At 41.8% G+C, this 18850-nt stretch carries 21 protein-coding genes and 1 pseudogene; 6 read left to right on the top strand and 16 right to left on the bottom strand.

From position 1 onward, the window contains the following. Positions 1-12: 12 nt before the first annotated feature. From MSC25_RS04910 to MSC25_RS04870, 9 genes are all read right to left on the bottom strand, one after another. Entirely contained in the window at positions 13-591 is a 579-nt protein-coding gene (locus MSC25_RS04910; RefSeq protein ID WP_004586188.1) for a YqaA family protein, read from the bottom strand. 9 nt (positions 592-600) lie between these two features. Then, positions 601-1239 (bottom strand): protein-L-isoaspartate(D-aspartate) O-methyltransferase, encoded by a 639-nt coding sequence (locus MSC25_RS04905; protein ID WP_004586187.1) that lies wholly within the window; start codon positions 1237-1239, stop codon positions 601-603. Then, positions 1229-1993, bottom strand: a complete 765-nt coding sequence (surE, locus tag MSC25_RS04900; protein ID WP_248442792.1) for a 5'/3'-nucleotidase SurE — start codon at positions 1991-1993, stop codon at positions 1229-1231. The genes MSC25_RS04905 and surE overlap by 11 nt, the downstream gene beginning before the upstream one ends. Further along, the gene (locus MSC25_RS04895; RefSeq protein WP_248442791.1) at positions 1974-3023 is read right to left on the bottom strand and encodes a tRNA pseudouridine(13) synthase TruD; all 1050 of its coding nucleotides are present in this window, start codon (positions 3021-3023) and stop codon (positions 1974-1976) included. The genes surE and MSC25_RS04895 overlap by 20 nt, the downstream gene beginning before the upstream one ends. Then, on the bottom strand, positions 3020-3517 hold the full coding sequence (gene ispF, locus MSC25_RS04890) for a 2-C-methyl-D-erythritol 2,4-cyclodiphosphate synthase (protein WP_248442790.1): 498 nt from the start codon (positions 3515-3517) through the stop codon (positions 3020-3022). Before ispF ends, MSC25_RS04895 begins: the two co-directional genes overlap by 4 nt. Continuing rightward, positions 3514-4215 (bottom strand): 2-C-methyl-D-erythritol 4-phosphate cytidylyltransferase, encoded by a 702-nt coding sequence (gene ispD / locus MSC25_RS04885; protein ID WP_054982725.1) that lies wholly within the window; start codon positions 4213-4215, stop codon positions 3514-3516. The genes ispF and ispD overlap by 4 nt, the downstream gene beginning before the upstream one ends. Further along, positions 4205-4492, bottom strand: a complete 288-nt coding sequence (ftsB, locus tag MSC25_RS04880; RefSeq protein WP_004586182.1) for a cell division protein FtsB — start codon at positions 4490-4492, stop codon at positions 4205-4207. The genes ispD and ftsB overlap by 11 nt, the downstream gene beginning before the upstream one ends. 30 nt (positions 4493-4522) lie before the next feature. Next, entirely contained in the window at positions 4523-5152 is a 630-nt protein-coding gene (locus MSC25_RS04875) for a hypothetical protein (RefSeq protein ID WP_024033119.1), read from the bottom strand. Positions 5153-5227: 75 nt separating this feature from the next. Continuing rightward, on the bottom strand, positions 5228-5707 hold the full coding sequence (locus tag MSC25_RS04870) for a DUF2947 domain-containing protein (RefSeq protein WP_024033120.1): 480 nt from the start codon (positions 5705-5707) through the stop codon (positions 5228-5230). 60 nt (positions 5708-5767) lie between these two features. Between MSC25_RS04870 and MSC25_RS04865 the strand changes: the two genes are divergently transcribed. Genes MSC25_RS04865 through MSC25_RS04855 form a run of 3 tightly spaced genes read left to right on the top strand, consistent with a single transcriptional unit; the run spans position 5768 to position 8097 of the window. Continuing rightward, on the top strand, positions 5768-6007 hold the full coding sequence (locus tag MSC25_RS04865) for a DUF1653 domain-containing protein (RefSeq protein WP_096739192.1): 240 nt from the start codon (positions 5768-5770) through the stop codon (positions 6005-6007). Between the two features lie 52 nt (positions 6008-6059). Continuing rightward, positions 6060-6908 carry a MoxR family ATPase gene (locus MSC25_RS04860; RefSeq protein ID WP_004586178.1) on the top strand — a complete coding sequence of 283 codons (849 nt, stop codon included), beginning with the start codon at positions 6060-6062 and terminating at the stop codon, positions 6906-6908. A 1-nt stretch (position 6909) separates the two neighbouring features. Beyond that, positions 6910-8097 (top strand): VWA domain-containing protein, encoded by a 1188-nt coding sequence (locus MSC25_RS04855; RefSeq protein WP_248442789.1) that lies wholly within the window; start codon positions 6910-6912, stop codon positions 8095-8097. Between the two features lie 37 nt (positions 8098-8134). On the opposite strand, the gene MSC25_RS04850 is transcribed toward MSC25_RS04855, so the two are convergent. Then, positions 8135-10330 carry a putative Ig domain-containing protein gene (locus MSC25_RS04850; protein WP_138579000.1) on the bottom strand — a complete coding sequence of 732 codons (2196 nt, stop codon included), beginning with the start codon at positions 10328-10330 and terminating at the stop codon, positions 8135-8137. Between the two features lie 167 nt (positions 10331-10497). On the opposite strand from MSC25_RS04850, the pseudogene MSC25_RS04845 reads away from it, so the two are divergent. Further along, positions 10498-10901, top strand: a pseudogene (locus tag MSC25_RS04845) (hypothetical protein); the annotation flags it as partial. A 213-nt stretch (positions 10902-11114) separates the two neighbouring features. Here the strand turns inward: MSC25_RS04845 and MSC25_RS04840 are convergent. From MSC25_RS04840 to tkt, 6 genes are all read right to left on the bottom strand, one after another. Continuing rightward, a complete protein-coding gene (locus MSC25_RS04840) occupies positions 11115-11531 on the bottom strand; it encodes a GNAT family N-acetyltransferase (protein ID WP_154945613.1) in 417 nt (138 codons plus the stop codon). 17 nt (positions 11532-11548) lie between these two features. Continuing rightward, a complete protein-coding gene (locus MSC25_RS04835) occupies positions 11549-12004 on the bottom strand; it encodes a GNAT family N-acetyltransferase (RefSeq protein WP_248442788.1) in 456 nt (151 codons plus the stop codon). A 63-nt stretch (positions 12005-12067) separates the two neighbouring features. Further along, positions 12068-13303, bottom strand: a complete 1236-nt coding sequence (locus MSC25_RS04830; RefSeq protein ID WP_029774271.1) for a divalent metal cation transporter — start codon at positions 13301-13303, stop codon at positions 12068-12070. 142 nt (positions 13304-13445) lie between these two features. After that, a complete protein-coding gene (gene raiA / locus MSC25_RS04825; RefSeq protein ID WP_024033129.1) occupies positions 13446-13802 on the bottom strand; it encodes a ribosome-associated translation inhibitor RaiA in 357 nt (118 codons plus the stop codon). Positions 13803-13980: 178 nt separating this feature from the next. Beyond that, positions 13981-14295, bottom strand: coding sequence for a pyrimidine/purine nucleoside phosphorylase (locus MSC25_RS04820; RefSeq protein WP_004586170.1), 315 nt, complete (start codon positions 14293-14295; stop codon positions 13981-13983). A gap of 256 nt (positions 14296-14551) precedes the next feature. Continuing rightward, the gene (gene tkt, locus MSC25_RS04815; RefSeq protein ID WP_248442787.1) at positions 14552-16543 is read right to left on the bottom strand and encodes a transketolase; all 1992 of its coding nucleotides are present in this window, start codon (positions 16541-16543) and stop codon (positions 14552-14554) included. Positions 16544-16847: 304 nt separating this feature from the next. On the opposite strand from tkt, the gene metK reads away from it, so the two are divergent. After that, on the top strand, positions 16848-17999 hold the full coding sequence (gene metK / locus MSC25_RS04810; RefSeq protein ID WP_004586168.1) for a methionine adenosyltransferase: 1152 nt from the start codon (positions 16848-16850) through the stop codon (positions 17997-17999). 308 nt (positions 18000-18307) lie between these two features. Beyond that, positions 18308-18850 carry a hypothetical protein gene (locus tag MSC25_RS04805; protein WP_138579951.1) on the top strand — a complete coding sequence of 181 codons (543 nt, stop codon included), beginning with the start codon at positions 18308-18310 and terminating at the stop codon, positions 18848-18850.

Below are 18850 nucleotides of genomic sequence, written 5' to 3'. Positions count from 1 at the left end.
TACTTTTGTTTGTTAGCGTAATAAAAAGTAAGCAACCGCTATTAATATAACTAAACCCCAGCCAAGTACTTCAACATATTGACGTAATTTTTGCTCCATTTTAACCCCGCCCCACTTCATTAAAGCAGAAACTAAAAAGAAACGCGCACCACGGCCAACGGCAGACGCTATTAAAAATGGTAAAAATGCCATTTGTAATACCCCTGCACCAATAGTAAATACCTTATAAGGGATAGGTGAAAAGCCCGCTAAAAACACCACCCACACGCCATACTCTTTAAACCATGTAAGCGCTGTTTCAAACTTTTCTTGCCAGTGCATCTGCTCAATAAAGGGCTGTACAACAGGCTCAAATAACCAGTAACCTAAAAAGTAACCTACAATCCCCCCAAGTACTGAAGCAACTGTTGCAAAGCTTGCAAAGCGCCACGCTTTACTTGGCTGAGCAAGCGACATAGGAGCAAGCATTACATCCGGTGGTACCGGAAAAAAAACGGACTCAGCAAAGCTCATGGCTGCTAAATAGCGCTCAGCAAAGCGGTGTTTTGCCCACACTAGGGCCATATCGTATAACTTAGTAAACAATTTCAACGTGAATTCCTATTCAATATCACCAGGGACGAGAGGGACAAACCGAACTGGTGCAATAACATGCTCTGTGAAGCTATCGCCTTGGCGAATAACCATGGTTAATTTTTGTTCTTGCTCTCCAATGGGAGCAAGGAGTACACCGCCATCAGCTAGTTGTGCAAGTAAGTCTTGAGGCACTTTTGATGCGGCCGCGGTAACTATAATACCATTAAACGGGGCCTGCGATTGCCAGCCTTGCCAGCCATCTGCGTGTTTCATGGTTACATTGTATAAATCAAGTTGATGTAAACGGCGTTTAGCCTGCCATTGCAGTGCTTTTATACGCTCGACCGAATACACCTTATTAAAACACTTGGCTAACACTGCGGTTTGATAACCAGAGCCTGTGCCTATTTCTAACACTTTGTCGCGTACACCAGCCAAATGAAGCAGCTCGGTCATACGCGCCACAATATAAGGCTGCGAAATAGTTTGCCCTTGCCCTATTGGCAACGCCGTATTTTCGTACGCCTTGTGTTTTAGTACATCATCAATAAAGGCATGACGTGGTATATCTGCAATGGCTTTTAATACCTGTTTGTCTTCTACCCCTTCTTGCTCTAATAGCTTAGAAAGCGCAATAGCACTGCGCGAGTAATTAGCCAGCACGGTTTATCTCCATTTCAGCTAACCACTGCCCAACCGCTTCAATACTTTCTTTTGCTGTCATATCAACGCTTAACGGTGTAACTGAAGCATAGCCATTATTAACAGCGTAAAAATCAGTGCCCTCTCCGGCATCGCTTTCAATACCAAGCGAGCCATACCAAAAAATATCACGCCCCCATGGGTCCGTTTGTTTGGTCATGGTTTCGGCTTTATGTCGAGCACCTAAACGCGTAACTTGCACCCCTTTTAGCTCAGTTAGAGGAATATCGGGTACATTTACGTTGATAATTTGATCTTTAGGCAGTGGGTGCGATGCCAGCCCTTTAATTATGTTAACGGTCACAGCTGCTGCGGTTTCAAAGTGCTCACCACGGTGCGAGCAAAGCGACACGGCAATAGCAGGCAAGCCTAAATGGCGCCCTTCGGTCGCCGCTGCCACAGTGCCTGAATACAATGTATCATCGCCCAAATTAGCGCCGTGGTTAATACCTGCTACGACTAAATCAGGCGTTTCATCTACTAACTGATTAACCCCTAAATGAACACAATCAGTAGGCGTGCCATTAACCGATATAAAGCCGTTTTCAAGCGTGGTAGAGCGCAGTGGGTTTATTAACGTTAACGAGTTACTGGCACCACTACAGTTACGATCAGGGGCTACAAGGGTTACATCAGCAATTTGCGTAAGAGCCTGGTATAAAACAGCAATCCCTTTAGCGTTTACACCGTCGTCGTTACTTAGCAGTATCTTCATTTTGACTGTCCTTTTCTTTTCGCTCATTAGGGCTTGCATCGGTGTAATCCACCAGCTCACGTAAAAGTGCGGTAGCAAAACACCCTTTAGGCAATCCAAAGCTTAATTTTAAAGTCGTTTCGTCTAGTGTTTCTATGGTTAAATCTTGCGGAATGAGGCGCAGCATACGGCGCTCATTTTTAAGGCCTAATTCGCCTAAGCCCTCACACCATGCTTGGTATGGTTTTAGCCATATTTTTTCTTGATCAGTTAAGCCCTTTTCGCTTTTACCAACCATAGGAGCCGACATCATAATATCGCCAGAGGCTAAACGTGCTATGTTTTCATCGCTTATTGCATCTTCAAAAAATGCGTTACTACCGCTTAGCATAAATACTTCACGGTGCATGGTTTTAGCTAACCCATGCTCTTTAACACGTAAGCTCACTATTTGATTAAATACATGTGAACGGGCAGCGGAGATAATAATACCGCGTAGTTTTTTATCGCGAATGCGCTCGCCGGCAAACATTTTTTCGGCCATAACTAAATTATGCCCATCGCGGCCAAAGCGCTGCTCGCCAAAGTAGTTAGGCACACCCGCACGTACGGCATTAATACGGCATAAAATATCAAGCGGCTGGGTTACATTACGAAGCGTAATAGTGAATCGGTTTCCTTTGTGGCAACCGGTGCGTAATTTACGTTCGTGGCGCTGTTGCGAAACCACAAAAAGGCTGTCGCTATTGAGTTCACTAAAATCAATGTGCTTTTTAATGGGTACTTTTACGCTAAACCATTGGCTACACACGCCGTGGCGGTCTTTCATGCCAGCATAGCTTACTTCGCGCGGTGACACTCCAGCCTTTTGTGCAATTAACTTGGCCACATATTGCGTGTTTTCACCTTTTTTAACGACCTGTAAGCATACATGCTCACCACTGCCAGTAAATTCTATGCCGAGGTCTTCATCAACCATAAAATCTTCAGCAACGGTTTTAAAGTCTGCTTTTGAAAGCGGTGCACCGTATAGGTAATTTAAATCGCTCATGCGCTTGCTGTACTCTCAGGCGCTTTGCTCATAATAACCACCGCATGGCTAGAAATACCTTCTTTACGCCCTTCAAAGCCGAGCTTTTCGGTGGTGGTCGCTTTAACATTGATTTGTGAAAGCTCGCAATTTAAATCGCTGGCTAAATTAGAGCGCATAGCTTGGATGTGTGGCAACATTTTAGGAGCCTGCGCCACAATAGTGACATCGCCATTGCCCAGTACATAACCTTGCTCTTTGGCAAGGCTTACAACATGGCGAAGTAAAATACGGCTATCTATATTTTCATACTCGCTCGCCGTATCCGGAAAATGCTTACCAATATCGCCCATTGCTAACGCGCCTAAAATAGCATCGCATAATGCATGAATAGCAACATCGCCATCTGAGTGTGCTAAAAAGCCCTGCGGGTAATCTATTTTTTCGCCGCAAATTGTTATTGGGCCTTCGCCACCAAATTTGTGTACGTCAAAACCATGGCCAATTCGAATCATAATGCTTGCTCGTTTTGTTGTTTGTTTAATAAAAACCCCGCTAGGTCTAAATCCTCCGGCGTGGTTATTTTAATATTGTCGCTGCGCCCTGCAATTAGCTTAACGGGTTTATTTGCCCACTCAATGGCACTGGCTTCATCGGTAATAGTTACGCCTTCACAAAGCGCACGTTGCAACGCATTTTTAAGCTCGTCATATTTAAAAAACTGCGGTGTAAGCGCTTGCCATAAATCATCACGAGGCACGGTTTGCTCGCTATGCGTGTTACCACGCTTTATGGTGTCTTTTACCTTGCTTGCTAAAATACCGCCTTCGTCGTCGGCTATACAATGCGCTATTAAGGTTTCAATATCGTTAATAGTAACTAAGGGGCGGGCTGCGTCGTGCACAAGCACCCATTCAGGAGGGTTATTTTCTAAAAATAATAGGCTATTAAGCACTGAGTCTGCTCGCTCTTGCCCGCCGTTGGCGCGTAAAATTCGCGAGTCTATGTGCGCAAGCGAGTCAAAATAAGGGTCAGTTTGACTAACGGCTACAACTATTTGGCTTAAGCTTTGTAATTGCGAAAGCTTACAGAGCGTATGCTCTAAAATAGTTTTTCCTGCCAATTTAATATACTGCTTAGGTGCACTGTGCTGCATTCTGCTGCCTACGCCGGCAGCGGGTACAATGGCAGCTATTGAATTATTATTTTTCATGTTGTTTGCCCGGTAAAACACGTATAAATGTTTCATCCGGTTTAATCATTCCTAATTCGTTACGAGCGCGCTCTTCTATGCCTTCTTGACCAAGCTTTAAATCTTCTATGTCGGCGGTAAGTACTTTATTGCGCTTAATTAGTTTTTCGTTAGTTTGTTGATGAGAAGCCACGGCTGCTTTTAAACGCGTATAGTCTTGCACACCGTTATGACCAAACCAAAGTCGGTATTGTATAAACAGTGCTAAGCACAACAGGCCAAGCTGAAAAAACCGCATTTAACACTCCCTATTCGTTTTTAAATAAAATTAGGCTCGTGGGCGTTTTATATTACGCCAATTAATATTACCCGCTAATAGCATTTCTCTAAGTGAAAGCAACCTAGGTGCGCAGCGTTTTGAAAATTGCCACTGATGCCCGCAACACGCCGCTGTTAAACTCATTTTACTGGGTTTTACCAACTGCGCATTTGCTTGCTCTAGGCCCTTGCCAAAAAAATCAAACCAGCCTAGTTCATTACAGTGCAGTTTATTGTCGCTTACTTGATCTATGCTGTCTATTCTTAGCCTCACTTGGTCATGGCTATTTATTAACACCGGCACTATTAGCCCCACTTGGGCATATTTTTTATAAAAAAGTTCATTTGCCTGAGCGTTAACCTCTGGCGGTGTTGGCTTTTGTTTTTCAAGCCAGGAGCCATTTTGTGAGTCGAGCGTAAACGGCGAACTCCCATTGGCAACCAAAGTGGCCGCCCGTTCTATATAATACGGTAAGCTTTTTAATTGGCGGCGTAGTTTATCGGCATTAGGCTCAGCAACTAAGCGCTGTACCTCTCGCTGATAAAACGCATTGCACAATTGTGCATACAGCACTTTTTGCGCATCACTTTGCCATATTTCTTGCTGCTGAGCTGCAAGTGGCTGACTCTTCGCTACCAATAGTTATACTCAAAAAACAATTAGGTAGCTGTTTTATAGCACAATAGCGGCTATTTTTTAAGCGTACTAGGCAATTTAAGCGCTTGGCTTTTCACCTAATTTAGCAATGCCGCTTTCTAAAAATTGCACCACGGTATTACGCTTTTTACCAATTAATAAACTGCCGTCAGCTAAAAACATAAAGTTTTGCCAATTACGTTTAAATACATCAAAGGTGGTTTCTATAACGTTATCGCGTGCCATACAAAAATAAACAGTGGTATTAGCCTGCCAATCTAAATGATCCAAAATAGCTTGCGGTAAGCTTTCGTCGCCATTTTCCCACGCATCTTCCCAATTTACTTCATCGCTAAAGCTTTCTTCTTTACCGCACCAATCAGTTTTATCAAAAAAATCGGGGTGGTCGAACTCGCGGCTCACCATAGTGCTCCAAAGCACCGCAGCACGTTCGCTGGTCATTGGCTTAATACGCGCAGCGTCTTCTTCAGATACAGGGAGGTCTTTATGACGAAAAACCCAGGCTTTTTTGTGATCATCGAGCGAAATATAATTCATAGTGTTGGTGTATTCTTTGGCATAATAAAAAGCAAACGCAATTATACAAGAGATCAAAACATGACTACAGCAATAAAACCGCTTTCCCTCAAACCAGGCATATATCAACACTACAAAGGCCCACAATACAAAGTATTTTACGTAGCAACACACAGTGAAACCGACGAGCAACTTGTTATATACCAAGCCCTGTATGGCGACTACGGCATGTGGGCACGTCCACTAAGTATGTTTTTAGAAACCGTTGAAAAAGATGGACGCACTATTCCACGCTTTGCCTACCTTGGAGCTGCAGATTAACTATGGCATTATAATCACATACAACACTGATCAGACCAGGCAAGGGGAACCCGTGCAATTTAATTCTACCGACAACTACATCGCTAGCAGCTCGCTTAAACAGGCTGTAAATGCCGCTATTATGCTTGAAAAACCCTTATTAATTAAAGGTGAGCCAGGTACAGGTAAAACCATGCTTGCGGAAGAGCTTGCTAAAAGCTTAGATACCGAGCTTATTCAGTGGCACATTAAATCAACCACCAAAGCACAACAGGGCTTGTACGAATACGACGCGGTATCGCGCCTACGCGACAGCCAATTAGGCGATGAGCGCGTACATAACATTGGCAACTACATTGTTAAAGGTAAACTGTGGCAAGCGTTTAACTACGCTGAACTTAACGGCAAACGGCCAGTGCTTTTAATCGACGAAATAGACAAAGCCGACATCGAGTTCCCGAACGACTTACTACTAGAGCTTGATAAAATGGAGTTTCATGTTTACGAAACTAACGAGCGCATTGTAGCGAAAGAACGCCCTATTGTGATCATCACGTCAAACAACGAAAAAGAACTACCAGATGCCTTTTTACGCCGCTGCTTTTTTCACTATATTGATTTTCCAAGCAGCGAAGAAATGCAGCAAATCGTTGATGTGCACTACCCTAACGTTAAACAAGATTTAGTTCGCCAAGCACTCGAAGTATTTTTTAACTTACGTGAAGCCAACGGCCTTAAAAAGAAACCTTCCACCAGCGAATTACTGGATTGGTTAAAGCTTTTAATGGCCGAAGATATAGACGCTAAAACGCTGCACGATAAAGCCCAAAAAGGCGGCTTAATGCCGATGTTTGGCGCACTGCTTAAAAACGAGCAAGACATAAGCCTCATCGAAAAACTTGCGTTTATGAGCCGTCGCTAACATGCTAGTACAGTTTTTTTTCACGCTGCGCAAATACCGTTTACCTGTAAGCCTACGCGAGCTACTCGATTTAATAAACGCCTTAAAAAAAGGCGTTATATTTGCCGATGTAGATGGCTTTTACCATTTAGCGCGCACCATAATGGTAAAAGACGAAACCCATTTTGACAGGTTCGACAAAGCCTTCAGCGACTATTTTAGCGGTATTGCCGACCTTGATTTGCTCGAAAGTTTAAAACAACAGCACAACTTACCTAAAGACTGGTTGCGTAAAGAGTTTGAAAAACACCTAAGCGATGAAGAAAAAGCCCAGCTAAAAGCCATGGGCGGGCTCGACGAGCTAATGAAAACCCTAAAAGAGCGTTTACAAGAGCAACAAAAACGCCACGCTGGCGGCAATAAATGGGTAGGCACTGGTGGTACATCACCTTTTGGTGCATATGGGTATAACCCAGAGGGCATGCGTATAGGGCAAGAGGGTAACCGTAATCGCCAAGCGGTAAAAGTGTGGGATAAACGTGAATACCGTAATTTAGATTCAGATCGTGAAATAGGCTCACGCACCATAAAACTTGCCCTTAAAAAATTACGTAAATTTGCCCGCACAGGCGCAAGTGACACCCTTGATTTAAACGAGACCATTCGCGCTACCGCCAAACAAGGCGGCATGCTGGATGTAAAAATGGCACCCGAGCGCCACAATGCCGTTAAAGTATTAATGCTGTTTGATATTGGCGGCTCAATGGATGACTACATTCATACCTGCGAAGAGCTATTTAGCGCAGCCCACAGCGAGTTTAAACATTTAGAGTTTTACTACTTTCATAACTGTTTATACGAGCACGTTTGGCAAGACAATGCGCGGCGCCATTCAAACATCATCGACACCATGACACTGATTAATAAATTTACCAGTGATTACAAAGTTATATTTGTAGGTGATGCCACTATGGGCCCTTACGAAATAGCCTACCCCGGCGGCTCAGTAGAGCACTACAATGAAGAGCCCGGCAGTGCATGGTTGCAACGTATAACAAACCACTTTGATAAAGTCGCCTGGCTCAACCCACAACCGGTTGAACACTGGCCTTACTATCAATCAATTGATTTTATTAAGCAACTGATGGATAACAGAATGTACCCGCTGAGTTTAGATGGAATAAGTAATGCAATAAAAGAGCTGAGTTAAAAAAATAAGCCTCCAAATATGGAGGCTTATTTGTAGATTAATAGGAGTAATATTTTCCTTTAACCAAGTCTTTATATATTAGCTCATAAGATTGAGCTTTTGATGACAAATTAACTCTAGGAATATTATAACTTGAAGGATTAACGTTACTTGAAAAACGATAATCCGGCTCAAATGTATTCACTTCATTAATGTCTACATTTCCAGACTCGCTCACGACTAAATCAAATACGTACCACATATCATCAACTCCATCACTTGGTGGAGTAAATATATAACGCCTATCGTTAACGATGAGCTCAACTTTAGCTGTATCAGTATCTATATCAGGAGTTTGAGAATAATTATGTACTTTATAAGTATAAGTGCCAGGTAAAGCAAATTCTGGAATTGAAATGACCTCAGGACCATAGCTTGTCACATCGTCGACATCCAAAAACATAACGACATCGTTTACAACAATTTCTCTATTTATATAATAAATGTGAAACTGCCCACCATCACTATTTGATGGGCCCCATAAATGAGAGTCCAAATCTGAAGGAGTTAAACCCCAATTTAACTTTATTCTTGTAAGCGCTTCATTTAAAACGATGCACTCGCCTAAGTTTAAATCTACATCTGTTGTTTCTATAGAAGAAGTTCGACTTTGAGCACCAACTGTAGATGAAATTAAAACAGTACTATTCATTTTAGTAGGTATCGAAAACATACCATTTTCGTCTGTTACTGCCGAAGACGAGCCTATATAGTCACGCCCCTCTGAGTTTACCTGCGCTCCTGCAATACGGTTTTGCTCTTCATCTTCAATACAGCCATTTATAAATACTGTATCGTAGATTCTATCTGCATTCCACGTTGTAAAATGAGACACCATACCCGTATAGAAGTTACCTTGAGAGTTTGATATTAATTCAGCTTCACCTTCTTCAGCCCAAAACCCAGTATTCTCATTAAAGTAATATAATGGGATTGTCGGCTCAAGTTGCCCTACAGCTGGGATATTAATTTTAGCTTGTGCATTTTCTATTAAATTAAGATCCAATCCATCAGTATCTTTAAACGTAACTGTAATTGCACCAAATGATTCTATTGGTTTGATCTCTCCGTTTTCACTTTTAGTAATCATATCGCCTGGCATAAGATTAATATCTATCGCTGGATTTATGATAGTTAACTCGGCATTCACAATCCCTGTGACCAATGTACCATCTGGTCTTACCAAACTATTAGCTGGTAATTCAACTAAAACAGTATCCTCTACCGAAAGCTGCGTCTCTACTGTTGGGTCAAATGACAGTTCTGCATGAACAGGTTGCAGTAATATATTGTTGGCTAAGTTTATTTGGTTTTCGTTTAAACCAATACCCATCTCAGCAAAGCCTTCAGCATCACTGATAACAGACATACGGGATGTCATATCTATATCTTGTACAGAAAATGAAACGATACCATCTTGATTAGATACTGCCTCGTCAACGATTTCATCTCCATTTGTTAAATAAGCTGTCGCATTTTCAATCACATCTTCAGTGTAATAGTTTTTAATCACCGCTGAAATATTTAAAAAGTATTGCTCGTCAAGTGTAAACGATGTTGTCGAAGGGACAGAACCATCTTCTCCACCATCGCTTACACTAACTGTCACTACGTAGGAAGACGTTTCAGAAGCGCTAGCTGCATATGTCAATAAGCCTGTTTGATCAATATTCATACCTTCAGGCGCTGAGGTTAGAGTAAAGTTTAGATCACCGTACTCAGCAGTATCATCAGGGTCGGTTACATTAATTTGAAAAGTAAAATTATCTCCGCTTTTAACCACCTGATTTGCTACTTCAGTTAGTACCGGTGAATCATTTACAGGGGTAACTTCAATCTCAAAAGACTGCAATACGCTATCATTTACACCATCATTTACTGCTGCAACTACATTTCCTGAGCTTACTACTCCTTCAGTGGGTACCCACTGAATAGAACCATCACTAGAAATAGTCATACCCTCAGGGGCAGAATTCAATGAATAAGTTAAATTACTGTCATCATCTTGTACTACTAAGTCATAGGTATATTGTGTATCTTCTGTTGCCGTAATAACAGCCTGAGAGGTGATAACTGGTACGCTATTTACACCTACAACCGCCGTTTCACTGTCAGAATCTGATGAGCCACATGCAGTTAATACACTTATAAGAGGTAGAACAAGGAGAGGTTTAAGTTTAAATTGATTTTCCATTATATTTCCCTATATTTATCAACGGTTAGAATAATAAGTATAAAGCACTAAAAACACAACAAAAATATAACATTTGTAACTAGGTATCTAATCTTTATAATTTTTAAATCTAACACTAACCATGGATTCATGTTTAATTTAGACTAATAAATAGAAAGATTAAAATCAGCTATTAGAAAGATAAGAATTTAAATTTTTACTATTTTCATAACTGTTTATACGAGCACGTATGGCAAGACAATGCGCGGCGCCACTCAAACTCACCGACACCATGACGCTGATTAATAAATTTACCAGCGACTACAAAGTAATTTTTGTGGACGATGCTACTATGGGCCCATACGAAATAGCCTACCCCGGCGGCTCGGTAGAGCACTACAATGAAGAGCCCGGCAGTGCATGGTTACAACGAATTACCAATCACTTCGATAAAGTAGCCTGGCTCAACCCACAACCGGTTGAACACTGGCCGTACTATCAATCAATTGATTTTATAAAGCAGCTGATGGACAACAGAATGTACCCGCTGAGTTTAGATGGAATAAGTAACGCGATAAAAGAGCTGAGTTAGATATTAATTTACCTCAGCTCAGCGCTAGCGGCGGGGCTTCAGGCGTGAACCTATAGCGTTGTTGGGTGACGCCTTTGGCTTAACCAACCTACCTTTGACGTAGGTCGGATAAGTGGCGAAGCCACGCCATCCGACGATAATGATGAATAAACTAGAAACAACCCGACTTACCGCGTTAATGGAAAATATAAAAAAATTCAGCAATATTTATTATTACTTGCTAATAAACTTACACATTCCTAACCCTAAACCATCGCCATCACGCTTTACATAACCATATTGAGTATAAAAGCTTTCTTTACCATTAGCGCTTAATAAAGCTATTGTCGCGCTATTAGAGCATGTGTTGCTTAGGTAGTTTTCAATATGGGTCATAACTAAATGACCAATGCCTTGCTTTTGATAACTTGGCGCAACAATTACATCTTGAATATAAAAATACATTGCGCCATCACCAACCACTCTGCCAGTGCCTATTAAATTATCCGTGTCGTATACAGTGACCCAAAACAGTGAGTTTTCGATACTTGCTTTTAATGTTTTATCGTCAGGGTTTTGCCACTTTACTTGTGTACGTAAATTAGCAAATTCATCCTGTGCTGGAGCTTTCAGTTCAACGTTATAAACCATAATATCCCCTACTCACTTTAAAGCACTTTACTCATAAACAAGCTATACGGATCTTGCTCATAATTCCCAAATAGTTCGCATTTTTTAAAACCAAACTGAGTGTAAAGCTTTTGCGCGGGTAAAAACGCCTTTGCAGTGCCTGTTTCTAAACTTAACTTTTTATACCCTAGCAGTGTTGCTTGCTCAATAATATGCGTGAGTAACTTAGCGGCTATGCCTTGGCGTAAATAGTTGCTTGAGGTGCGCATTGATTTAATTTCGCCATGCGTTGTATTTAGTGCTTTTAAAGCACCAACACCCGCTAAATTATTATCAATCCATAAGCTATAAAAAGTTATATCGGGCTTTGTGAGTTTAGTTACATCCAGCGCATGTACGCTTTCAACAGGTGAGTGTTTTAGCATATCGTTATGATGCGCTTGTAGTAACTTTATAATGTGTGGGTTTGAAAGCTCGCCTGTTCTAATATTCATTTAATCTTTGAATTTAATTCTTTAGGGCTTTAATTAAAGCCCTAAAGTAAATAGCTATTTTTATTAAGCTGCTAGCTTCCACACCACAAACGCAACAGCAAAACCAACCAAGTACATTAAGCCTAACCACGTTAAGCTGCGCAATAGTACGCTGTGTTTAATGGCGGGCTCTGAGCGCACTAGGCTAAAGTTAAGCCATGCAAAAACGGGGGTAGTGACAAAAGCAAGTGTCATAGCAAAGGTAAGCATTGGGCCAAGGGCCGATTTAAAAAATAAAATAACGGCCATACCGGCAAAGGCCTGCAGTACTAACCAAATATTTAAACTGTGTTTAGATTGCTTAAAGCCAAGTAGTTTATGTGACTCGTTAAGTGTACGTGCGTAGCCATCAAGCACGGTGAGTGTAGTACCAAACATACATAAAAAAGCAATGGCTGATACAAGTGGCCTTGCCCACTCGCCAATAGTCAGTGCATACATATCAATAAGCTGTTTAGCAAAGGCAACACCGCCAAGCTCAATACTGCTGCTTTGCCCATATTGCACCAGCACACCTAAGCTAAAAAATACCAATGCTAAACAGGCTGTTAGCCAATAGCCTACGTTAAAATCGAATAAACCTTGGCTTTTAGTAACCGTTTGCTGAGTTTGTTTTTCTTTAAGCCACAGCGAACTAAGGGCTGAAATTTCAATGGGTGCTGGCATCCAGCCCATTAACGCGACCATAAAGCTCAGCATAGCCAACTCGTAAGGTGATGGGCCAATATAGTCAGCTGGTGCCATTGGGCCATTACTAAACGCGATAACCAGTGCAATAACAGTAGCAAGCGTTAATAGCCCCATAATGCCTTTAGCAACGCTGTCGAGCGCTTTAAAGTGCCCAAGTAATAAAATAGCTAAACACACACCGAGCAATATCCAACACAGTAGCGTGACTTCTATCACTATTGGCAGTGCATAATGAAGCAAGCTTGCAGTCAGTAATAGCACCCCTGCGGTATTAACTATGGCGGCAAGTATATTTAAGCCAATAAAACTATAAAAATAGACAGGCCCTTTATTTTTATAGCCTTCTACTAAACTGTTTTTGGTTGCTAGGGTGTATTCCATACCAAAGCGAAAAAACGGGTACTTTAATACGTTAACAACGAGAATTAGCCAAAACAGTTGCCAGCCAAATAGCGCGCCAGCTTGAGTAGATGCAACTAAGTGAGAGCCGCCAATTGCTGCGGTTGCCATTAAGATACCAGGGCCTAGTGCGCCCAATCGAGATTTCCAAGAGGTGTGTGTTTGCTGCATTAATTTCTCAAATTATGTGTGTTATTCGCTCTGGTTATTAATTTTCATAATTAATAACACCGAAGGCTGCATAACTTACCTAAATTAAAGGCAATAAAAAAGAGCCGTAAGGCTCTTTTTTATAGTACTTTGGGACTAAATCTTATTTTAGTTCCATCTCTTGGATGATTTCGTGCGCTATTTCTGGCGTTGTGCTTACAGGCTTTTCGTGTAAATTTGCTTTTATTTGCCCTTTTCGATGTTTTAGTGCTGCATCGAGTTTTTTAGCTGCGCTTGCAATCGCCGGGTACATAACTTCGTTTTCCCCTTTTACCGATATACGCGCACCTTCGTAATTTGTGCTAATTTCTGCTTGGATTTTGTGATGCTCTTTAGACAATATAATGTCGAGTGCGATAAGTGATGGAAAGTGGCTCTCGATTTTTGAAAACTTTTCGTTGATATGCTCTCTAATAGAGTTAGTAACGTCTACATGGTGACCAGAAAGATTAATTTTCATAGGGTATCCTTTTATTTGTTACCTCATAAATAGTATTGGGGGCTATTTAGATTAACACAAGGAAAAAGCACTGATTTTTGAAATTAATTTGTTACTTAAACTGATTTAAATTATAAGTTGTGCAAAGTTTATGCAAAGCCCATAAAATATGGGCTTTCAGACGTCTAGCCTTTAGCGTTTAGTCTGTGTACGAACAGCAATAGTCAGCAAAATCACTCACTTTTACTTTAAAGCTAACATTGGCATCAACGTTAAATGATTCGCCCGCGGTAAATGTTTTCCACTGCGTTTCGCCAGGTAGTAAAATGTCCCACTGGCCGCCTAACAGCTCCATTAATTCTTTTTTACTGGTATCAAATACAAATTCACCTGGTTGCATAAAACCTAGCGTTTTGGTTGTGCCATCGTTAAATACCACGGTACGGCTTGATACTTTACCGTCAAAATACACGTTCGCTTTTTTAATTACGCTTACATTTTCAAACTGAGACATCCTCACTCCTGTTGTATTATTTTATTTAATCGGCCACCACCTTGCCTGATAGGTCATAGCCTTGCAAGAAAAGCGCTGTGAAAATTACTCATCTGAAATTAAAACTCAAAAGGCTTTAAGCTAAAAAAGTACTACGTATTACAAGCAGTGTGATGCAGTATCTTAAGGCTACTACACCGCTTCATAACTCAGTCAGCAAACAAAAAAGCCCGCCCTGTTTTACACAGGGCGGGCTTTAAAATATTAAAGCTAACGGTTAAAACAACGCGTTTGCTTTATTTACAATGTTCTCTACTGTAAAGCCAAAGTACTCAAACAGCTCACCAGCAGGTGCCGACTCACCAAAGGTAGTCATACCTACTACTGCACCATTTAGGCCCACGTACTTGTACCAGTAATCAGCAATACCTGCTTCTACTGCTACGCGGCGTGTAACGGCTGCCGGTAGTACGCTTTCTTTGTACTGTGCGCTTTGCTCTTCAAATACATCAGTACATGGCATAGATACAACACGTACCTTTTTACCTTGACTGCGTAGCTCTGTTGCAGAGTCTTGTGCTAGTTGCACCTCAGAACCTGTTGCAATAATAATTAGCTCTGGCTCGCCGTCACAGCTAAGGATGTAACCGCCCTTTTTAACATCTGCTAATTGCTGTGCGTCACGCGCTTGTTGCTCAAGGCCTTGGCGAGTAAAGATAAGTGACGTAGGACCGTCTTTACGCTCAATAGCTTGTTGCCATGCAATTGCCGACTCAACTTGGTCACACGGGCGCCAGTTGTATAAGTTTGGCGTTAAACGCATGCTAGCAATTTGCTCTACCGGTTGGTGAGTTGGACCGTCTTCACCTAGGCCGATTGAATCGTGCGTGTATACAAAAATGCTTGGTTGCTTCATTAGCGCAGCCATACGTACCGCATTTTTTGCGTATTCAACAAACATTAAGAACGTTGCACCGTAAGGAATAAAGCCTTTATGAAGGGCAATACCATTCATAATTGCCGACATACCAAACTCACGTACACCGTAGTAAACGTAGTTACCGCTTGCATCGTCTGCAGTTAGCCCTTTAGAGCCATCCCAAATTGTTAAGTTTGAGCCAGCTAAATCGGCTGAGCCACCCATGAATTCTGGTAATAACGGGCCAAATGCATTTAATGCATTTTGCGACGCTTTACGAGATGCAGGGTTTGCAGGGTTTGCTTGTAGTTGCTCTATGTACGCTTGAGATTTTTCAGCCCAATCGCCTGGGAGTTCGTTATTAATACGGCGCTTATATTCAGCTGCAAGCTCTGGGAATGCCTTTGCGTATGCTGCAAATTTTTCGTTCCAGCTAGATTCGAGCTGTTGACCTTTTTCTTTGCTATCCCACTGTGCGTAAATATCATCAGGGATTTCAAATGCACCGCCAGACCAGCCTAAAAATTCGCGAGACGCTGTAATTTCGTCATCACCTAATGGCGCGCCGTGACAATCGTGGCTACCAGATTTGTTAGGTGAACCATAACCAATCACTGTTTTACAACAAATTAGTGATGGTTTGTCGGTAACACTTTGAGCCTCTGCTATTGCAGCACTAACAGCATCGCTGTCGTGGCCATCAACGTCACTTATTACATGCCAGCCGTACGCTTTAAAGCGTGCTGGTGTATCGTCGCTAAACCAACCTTCAACTTCACCATCGATTGAAATACCGTTGTCATCCCAAAAAGCCACTAACTTGCCAAGGCCTAATGTGCCAGCAAGTGAACATGCTTCATGAGAAATACCTTCCATTAAACAACCGTCACCCATAAATGCATATGTGTAGTGATCAACAATGTCGTGGCCTTCACGGTTAAATTGTGCAGCAAGCGCTTTTTCAGCAATCGCCATACCTACCGCGTTTGTGATCCCCTGACCTAGTGGACCCGTAGTAGTTTCAATTCCCGGTGCATAACCGTACTCAGGGTGGCCTGGCGTTTTAGAATGCATTTGACGGAAGTTTTTAATTTCATCAAGTGGTAAGTCGTAACCAGTTAGGTGCAATAGAGAATAGATAAGCATTGAACCGTGGCCATTTGAAAGAATAAATCTGTCACGGTCAGCCCACTCTGGATTAGTTGGATTATGCTTTAGATAATCGCGCCATAATACTTCTGCGATATCGGCCATGCCCATAGGGGCTCCAGGGTGGCCAGATTTGGCCTTTTGTACTGCGTCCATTGACAAGACGCGAATAGCATTTGCAAGTTCTTTGCGAGATGGCATGAATTCTCCTACCTTTATGTGTATTTGCGCGGGTACTTATGTGTTCGTTAATACCCTTAAGTAACTTAAGAGCTGTTATAGCAACCATTCTTACTTAATGTGGGTGCAGTGTGCAATTAAAAACCCCATAAAAATGGGCTATTATGAATATTTTTTAAGACCAAAAAGTTATTACTCATTTTATTTAGACGTCTAGGCGTAAAAACACTATGCAAGGTGTTTTGTTTTAGATAAAATACGCCCCTTAATTTTTTAGCGCTAATACCGACGTTTGTGAAGCGCAATATTTGTGAGCAGAAATACAATGGCAAAACATTTATTTACTTCTGAATCTGTTTCTGAAGGTCATCCGGATAAAATCGCCGATCAAATCTCTGATGCGGTACTTGATGCTATCCTAGAGCAAGACTCTCATGCCCGTGTTGCGTGCGAAACTTACGTAAAAACCGGTATGGTTATGGTTGGTGGTGAAATTACCACTAGCGCATGGGTTGATATTGAAGAAATTACACGTAAAACAGTACGTGAAATTGGCTACACGCATTCAGACATGGGTTTCGATGCAGACTCGTGTGCAATTTTAAACACAATTGGTAAGCAGTCTCCTGATATTAACCAAGGTGTTGACCGTACTAGCCCAGAAGAACAAGGTGCTGGCGACCAAGGCCTTATGTTTGGTTATGCATGTAACGAAACAGAAGTACTAATGCCTGCGCCAATTACTTACTCACACCGTTTAGTACAGCGCCAAGCGCAAGTACGTAAAAGCGGCGAGCTTAACTGGTTACGCCCAGATGCAAAATCTCAAGTAACTTTTGCATACGAAAACGGCAAGCCAGTAGGTATTGATGCAGTTGTACTTTCTACTCAGCACGCTGAAGAAATTTCGCAAAATGACTTAGTAGAAGCCGTGATGGAAACCATCATTAAGCCGGTACTTCCTGCAGAGCTTATTACTAGCGCGACTAAATTTTTCATTAACCCAACGGGTCGCTTTGTAATTGGCGGACCTATGGGCGACTGTGGTTTAACGGGTCGTAAAATCATCGTAGATACATACGGTGGTATGGCACGTCACGGTGGTGGTGCTTTCTCAGGTAAAGACCCATCAAAAGTTGACCGCTCAGCTGCATACGCTGCACGTTACGTAGCTAAAAACGTAGTGGCTGCAGGCCTTGCTGATAAATGTGAATTACAAGTATCTTACGCAATTGGTGTAGCAGAGCCTACCTCTATCAGCGTTGAAACCTTTGGTACAAGCAAGCTTGAAGAAGGTCGTTTAATTGAGCTTATTCGTGAGCACTTTGACCTACGCCCTTACGGCTTAATTCAAATGCTTGATTTAGAGCGCCCAATTTACCAACCAACAGCGGCATACGGTCACTTTGGTCGTGACGAATTCCCATGGGAACGTACAGATAAAGCAGACGCACTTCGCGCTGCTGCTGGCCTTTAAGCCAAAATGCATTAAATAATAAACGGCCCTTTTAAGGGCCGTTTTTATATCTAAAGCAAAGGCTAATTATACTATTTATACCAATTGCATTAATTTAGTTGTTTATCGTAGCACCCAGTAAATAGTGCAATAACAAAGGAATTTACGGCGTACAGTTATTTTATATAAATAATTTTAACGCAATCAGTGCGCTATTTAATACGCTAAACTAATCGTGTTTTGAATTAAATTGGTATTAGCTAGCCCTCGAATTTCGTACGGTTTTAGGTATATACTCTTTGCATAATAAAAGCTTAAGGGATAAGTAAATGGCCAATAATTTTCGCGTTATGTTTGTAGGACTCGCCGAGGGCACTGAGGCTAAAACGGCCTGCGTAAATTTAGCAAGTAAGCTAAAAACGTCTGAAGATAAAGTAACTCAGTTTTTTAATGGCAAAGCACTCTTTGCACCTAGCAATAAAGACAAAGCCTTAAAGCAAGCCAAATTACTGGCAAGCCTAGGCATTAAAAGTAAGTTACAAGCCACAGGTGAGCTGCCCACTCAAAGCCCTAGCGCAGCTAGTCAGCGTGATGAACGGATTTTTGATGCCCTTGATTACATAACGAGCAGCCTGATCCGCCTAGAAGAAAAACTAGAAGAGCTAGAACAAAGACTTCCAACCAATGAGCTAAAAAGCCCTACAGACGAAAGCGATAAGTGGCAAGAAGATGATCTTATGCTTGACGAGCAGCTCGATGAACCTGTTAAAACGCGTAGCAATACTTTGTTATATTCACTGATTGCCACTGCCGTTTTACTACTTATTGTGCTTGCTGTTTACTTAGCTTATCCTGATTTAGTGTCTATTTAA

It is taken from the genome of Pseudoalteromonas sp. 1CM17D, assembly GCF_023161805.1.
Lineage (GTDB): Bacteria > Pseudomonadota > Gammaproteobacteria > Enterobacterales > Alteromonadaceae > Pseudoalteromonas > Pseudoalteromonas atlantica.
This window is presented reverse-complemented; position numbering and strand designations above follow the sequence as displayed.

What these genes read in the sequence shown, in the direction of transcription:
- surE (WP_248442792.1), bottom strand. Translation starts at nt 1,993, where the DNA reads ATGAAGATACTGCTAAGTAACGACGACGGTGTAAACGCTAAAGGGATT.
- MSC25_RS04895 (WP_248442791.1), bottom strand. Translation starts at nt 3,023, where the DNA reads ATGAGCGATTTAAATTACCTATACGGTGCACCGCTTTCAAAAGCAGAC.
- ispF (WP_248442790.1), bottom strand. Translation starts at nt 3,517, where the DNA reads ATGATTCGAATTGGCCATGGTTTTGACGTACACAAATTTGGTGGCGAA.
- ispD (WP_054982725.1), bottom strand. Translation starts at nt 4,215, where the DNA reads ATGAAAAATAATAATTCAATAGCTGCCATTGTACCCGCTGCCGGCGTA.
- ftsB (WP_004586182.1), bottom strand. Translation starts at nt 4,492, where the DNA reads ATGCGGTTTTTTCAGCTTGGCCTGTTGTGCTTAGCACTGTTTATACAA.
- MSC25_RS04870 (WP_024033120.1), bottom strand. Translation starts at nt 5,707, where the DNA reads ATGAATTATATTTCGCTCGATGATCACAAAAAAGCCTGGGTTTTTCGT.
- MSC25_RS04865 (WP_096739192.1), top strand. Translation starts at nt 5,768, where the DNA reads ATGACTACAGCAATAAAACCGCTTTCCCTCAAACCAGGCATATATCAA.
- MSC25_RS04855 (WP_248442789.1), top strand. Translation starts at nt 6,910, where the DNA reads ATGCTAGTACAGTTTTTTTTCACGCTGCGCAAATACCGTTTACCTGTA.
- MSC25_RS04850 (WP_138579000.1), bottom strand. Translation starts at nt 10,330, where the DNA reads ATGGAAAATCAATTTAAACTTAAACCTCTCCTTGTTCTACCTCTTATA.
- MSC25_RS04840 (WP_154945613.1), bottom strand. Translation starts at nt 11,531, where the DNA reads ATGGTTTATAACGTTGAACTGAAAGCTCCAGCACAGGATGAATTTGCT.
- MSC25_RS04835 (WP_248442788.1), bottom strand. Translation starts at nt 12,004, where the DNA reads ATGAATATTAGAACAGGCGAGCTTTCAAACCCACACATTATAAAGTTA.
- MSC25_RS04830 (WP_029774271.1), bottom strand. Translation starts at nt 13,303, where the DNA reads ATGCAGCAAACACACACCTCTTGGAAATCTCGATTGGGCGCACTAGGC.
- raiA (WP_024033129.1), bottom strand. Translation starts at nt 13,802, where the DNA reads ATGAAAATTAATCTTTCTGGTCACCATGTAGACGTTACTAACTCTATT.
- MSC25_RS04820 (WP_004586170.1), bottom strand. Translation starts at nt 14,295, where the DNA reads ATGTCTCAGTTTGAAAATGTAAGCGTAATTAAAAAAGCGAACGTGTAT.
- tkt (WP_248442787.1), bottom strand. Translation starts at nt 16,543, where the DNA reads ATGCCATCTCGCAAAGAACTTGCAAATGCTATTCGCGTCTTGTCAATG.
- metK (WP_004586168.1), top strand. Translation starts at nt 16,848, where the DNA reads ATGGCAAAACATTTATTTACTTCTGAATCTGTTTCTGAAGGTCATCCG.
- MSC25_RS04805 (WP_138579951.1), top strand. Translation starts at nt 18,308, where the DNA reads ATGGCCAATAATTTTCGCGTTATGTTTGTAGGACTCGCCGAGGGCACT.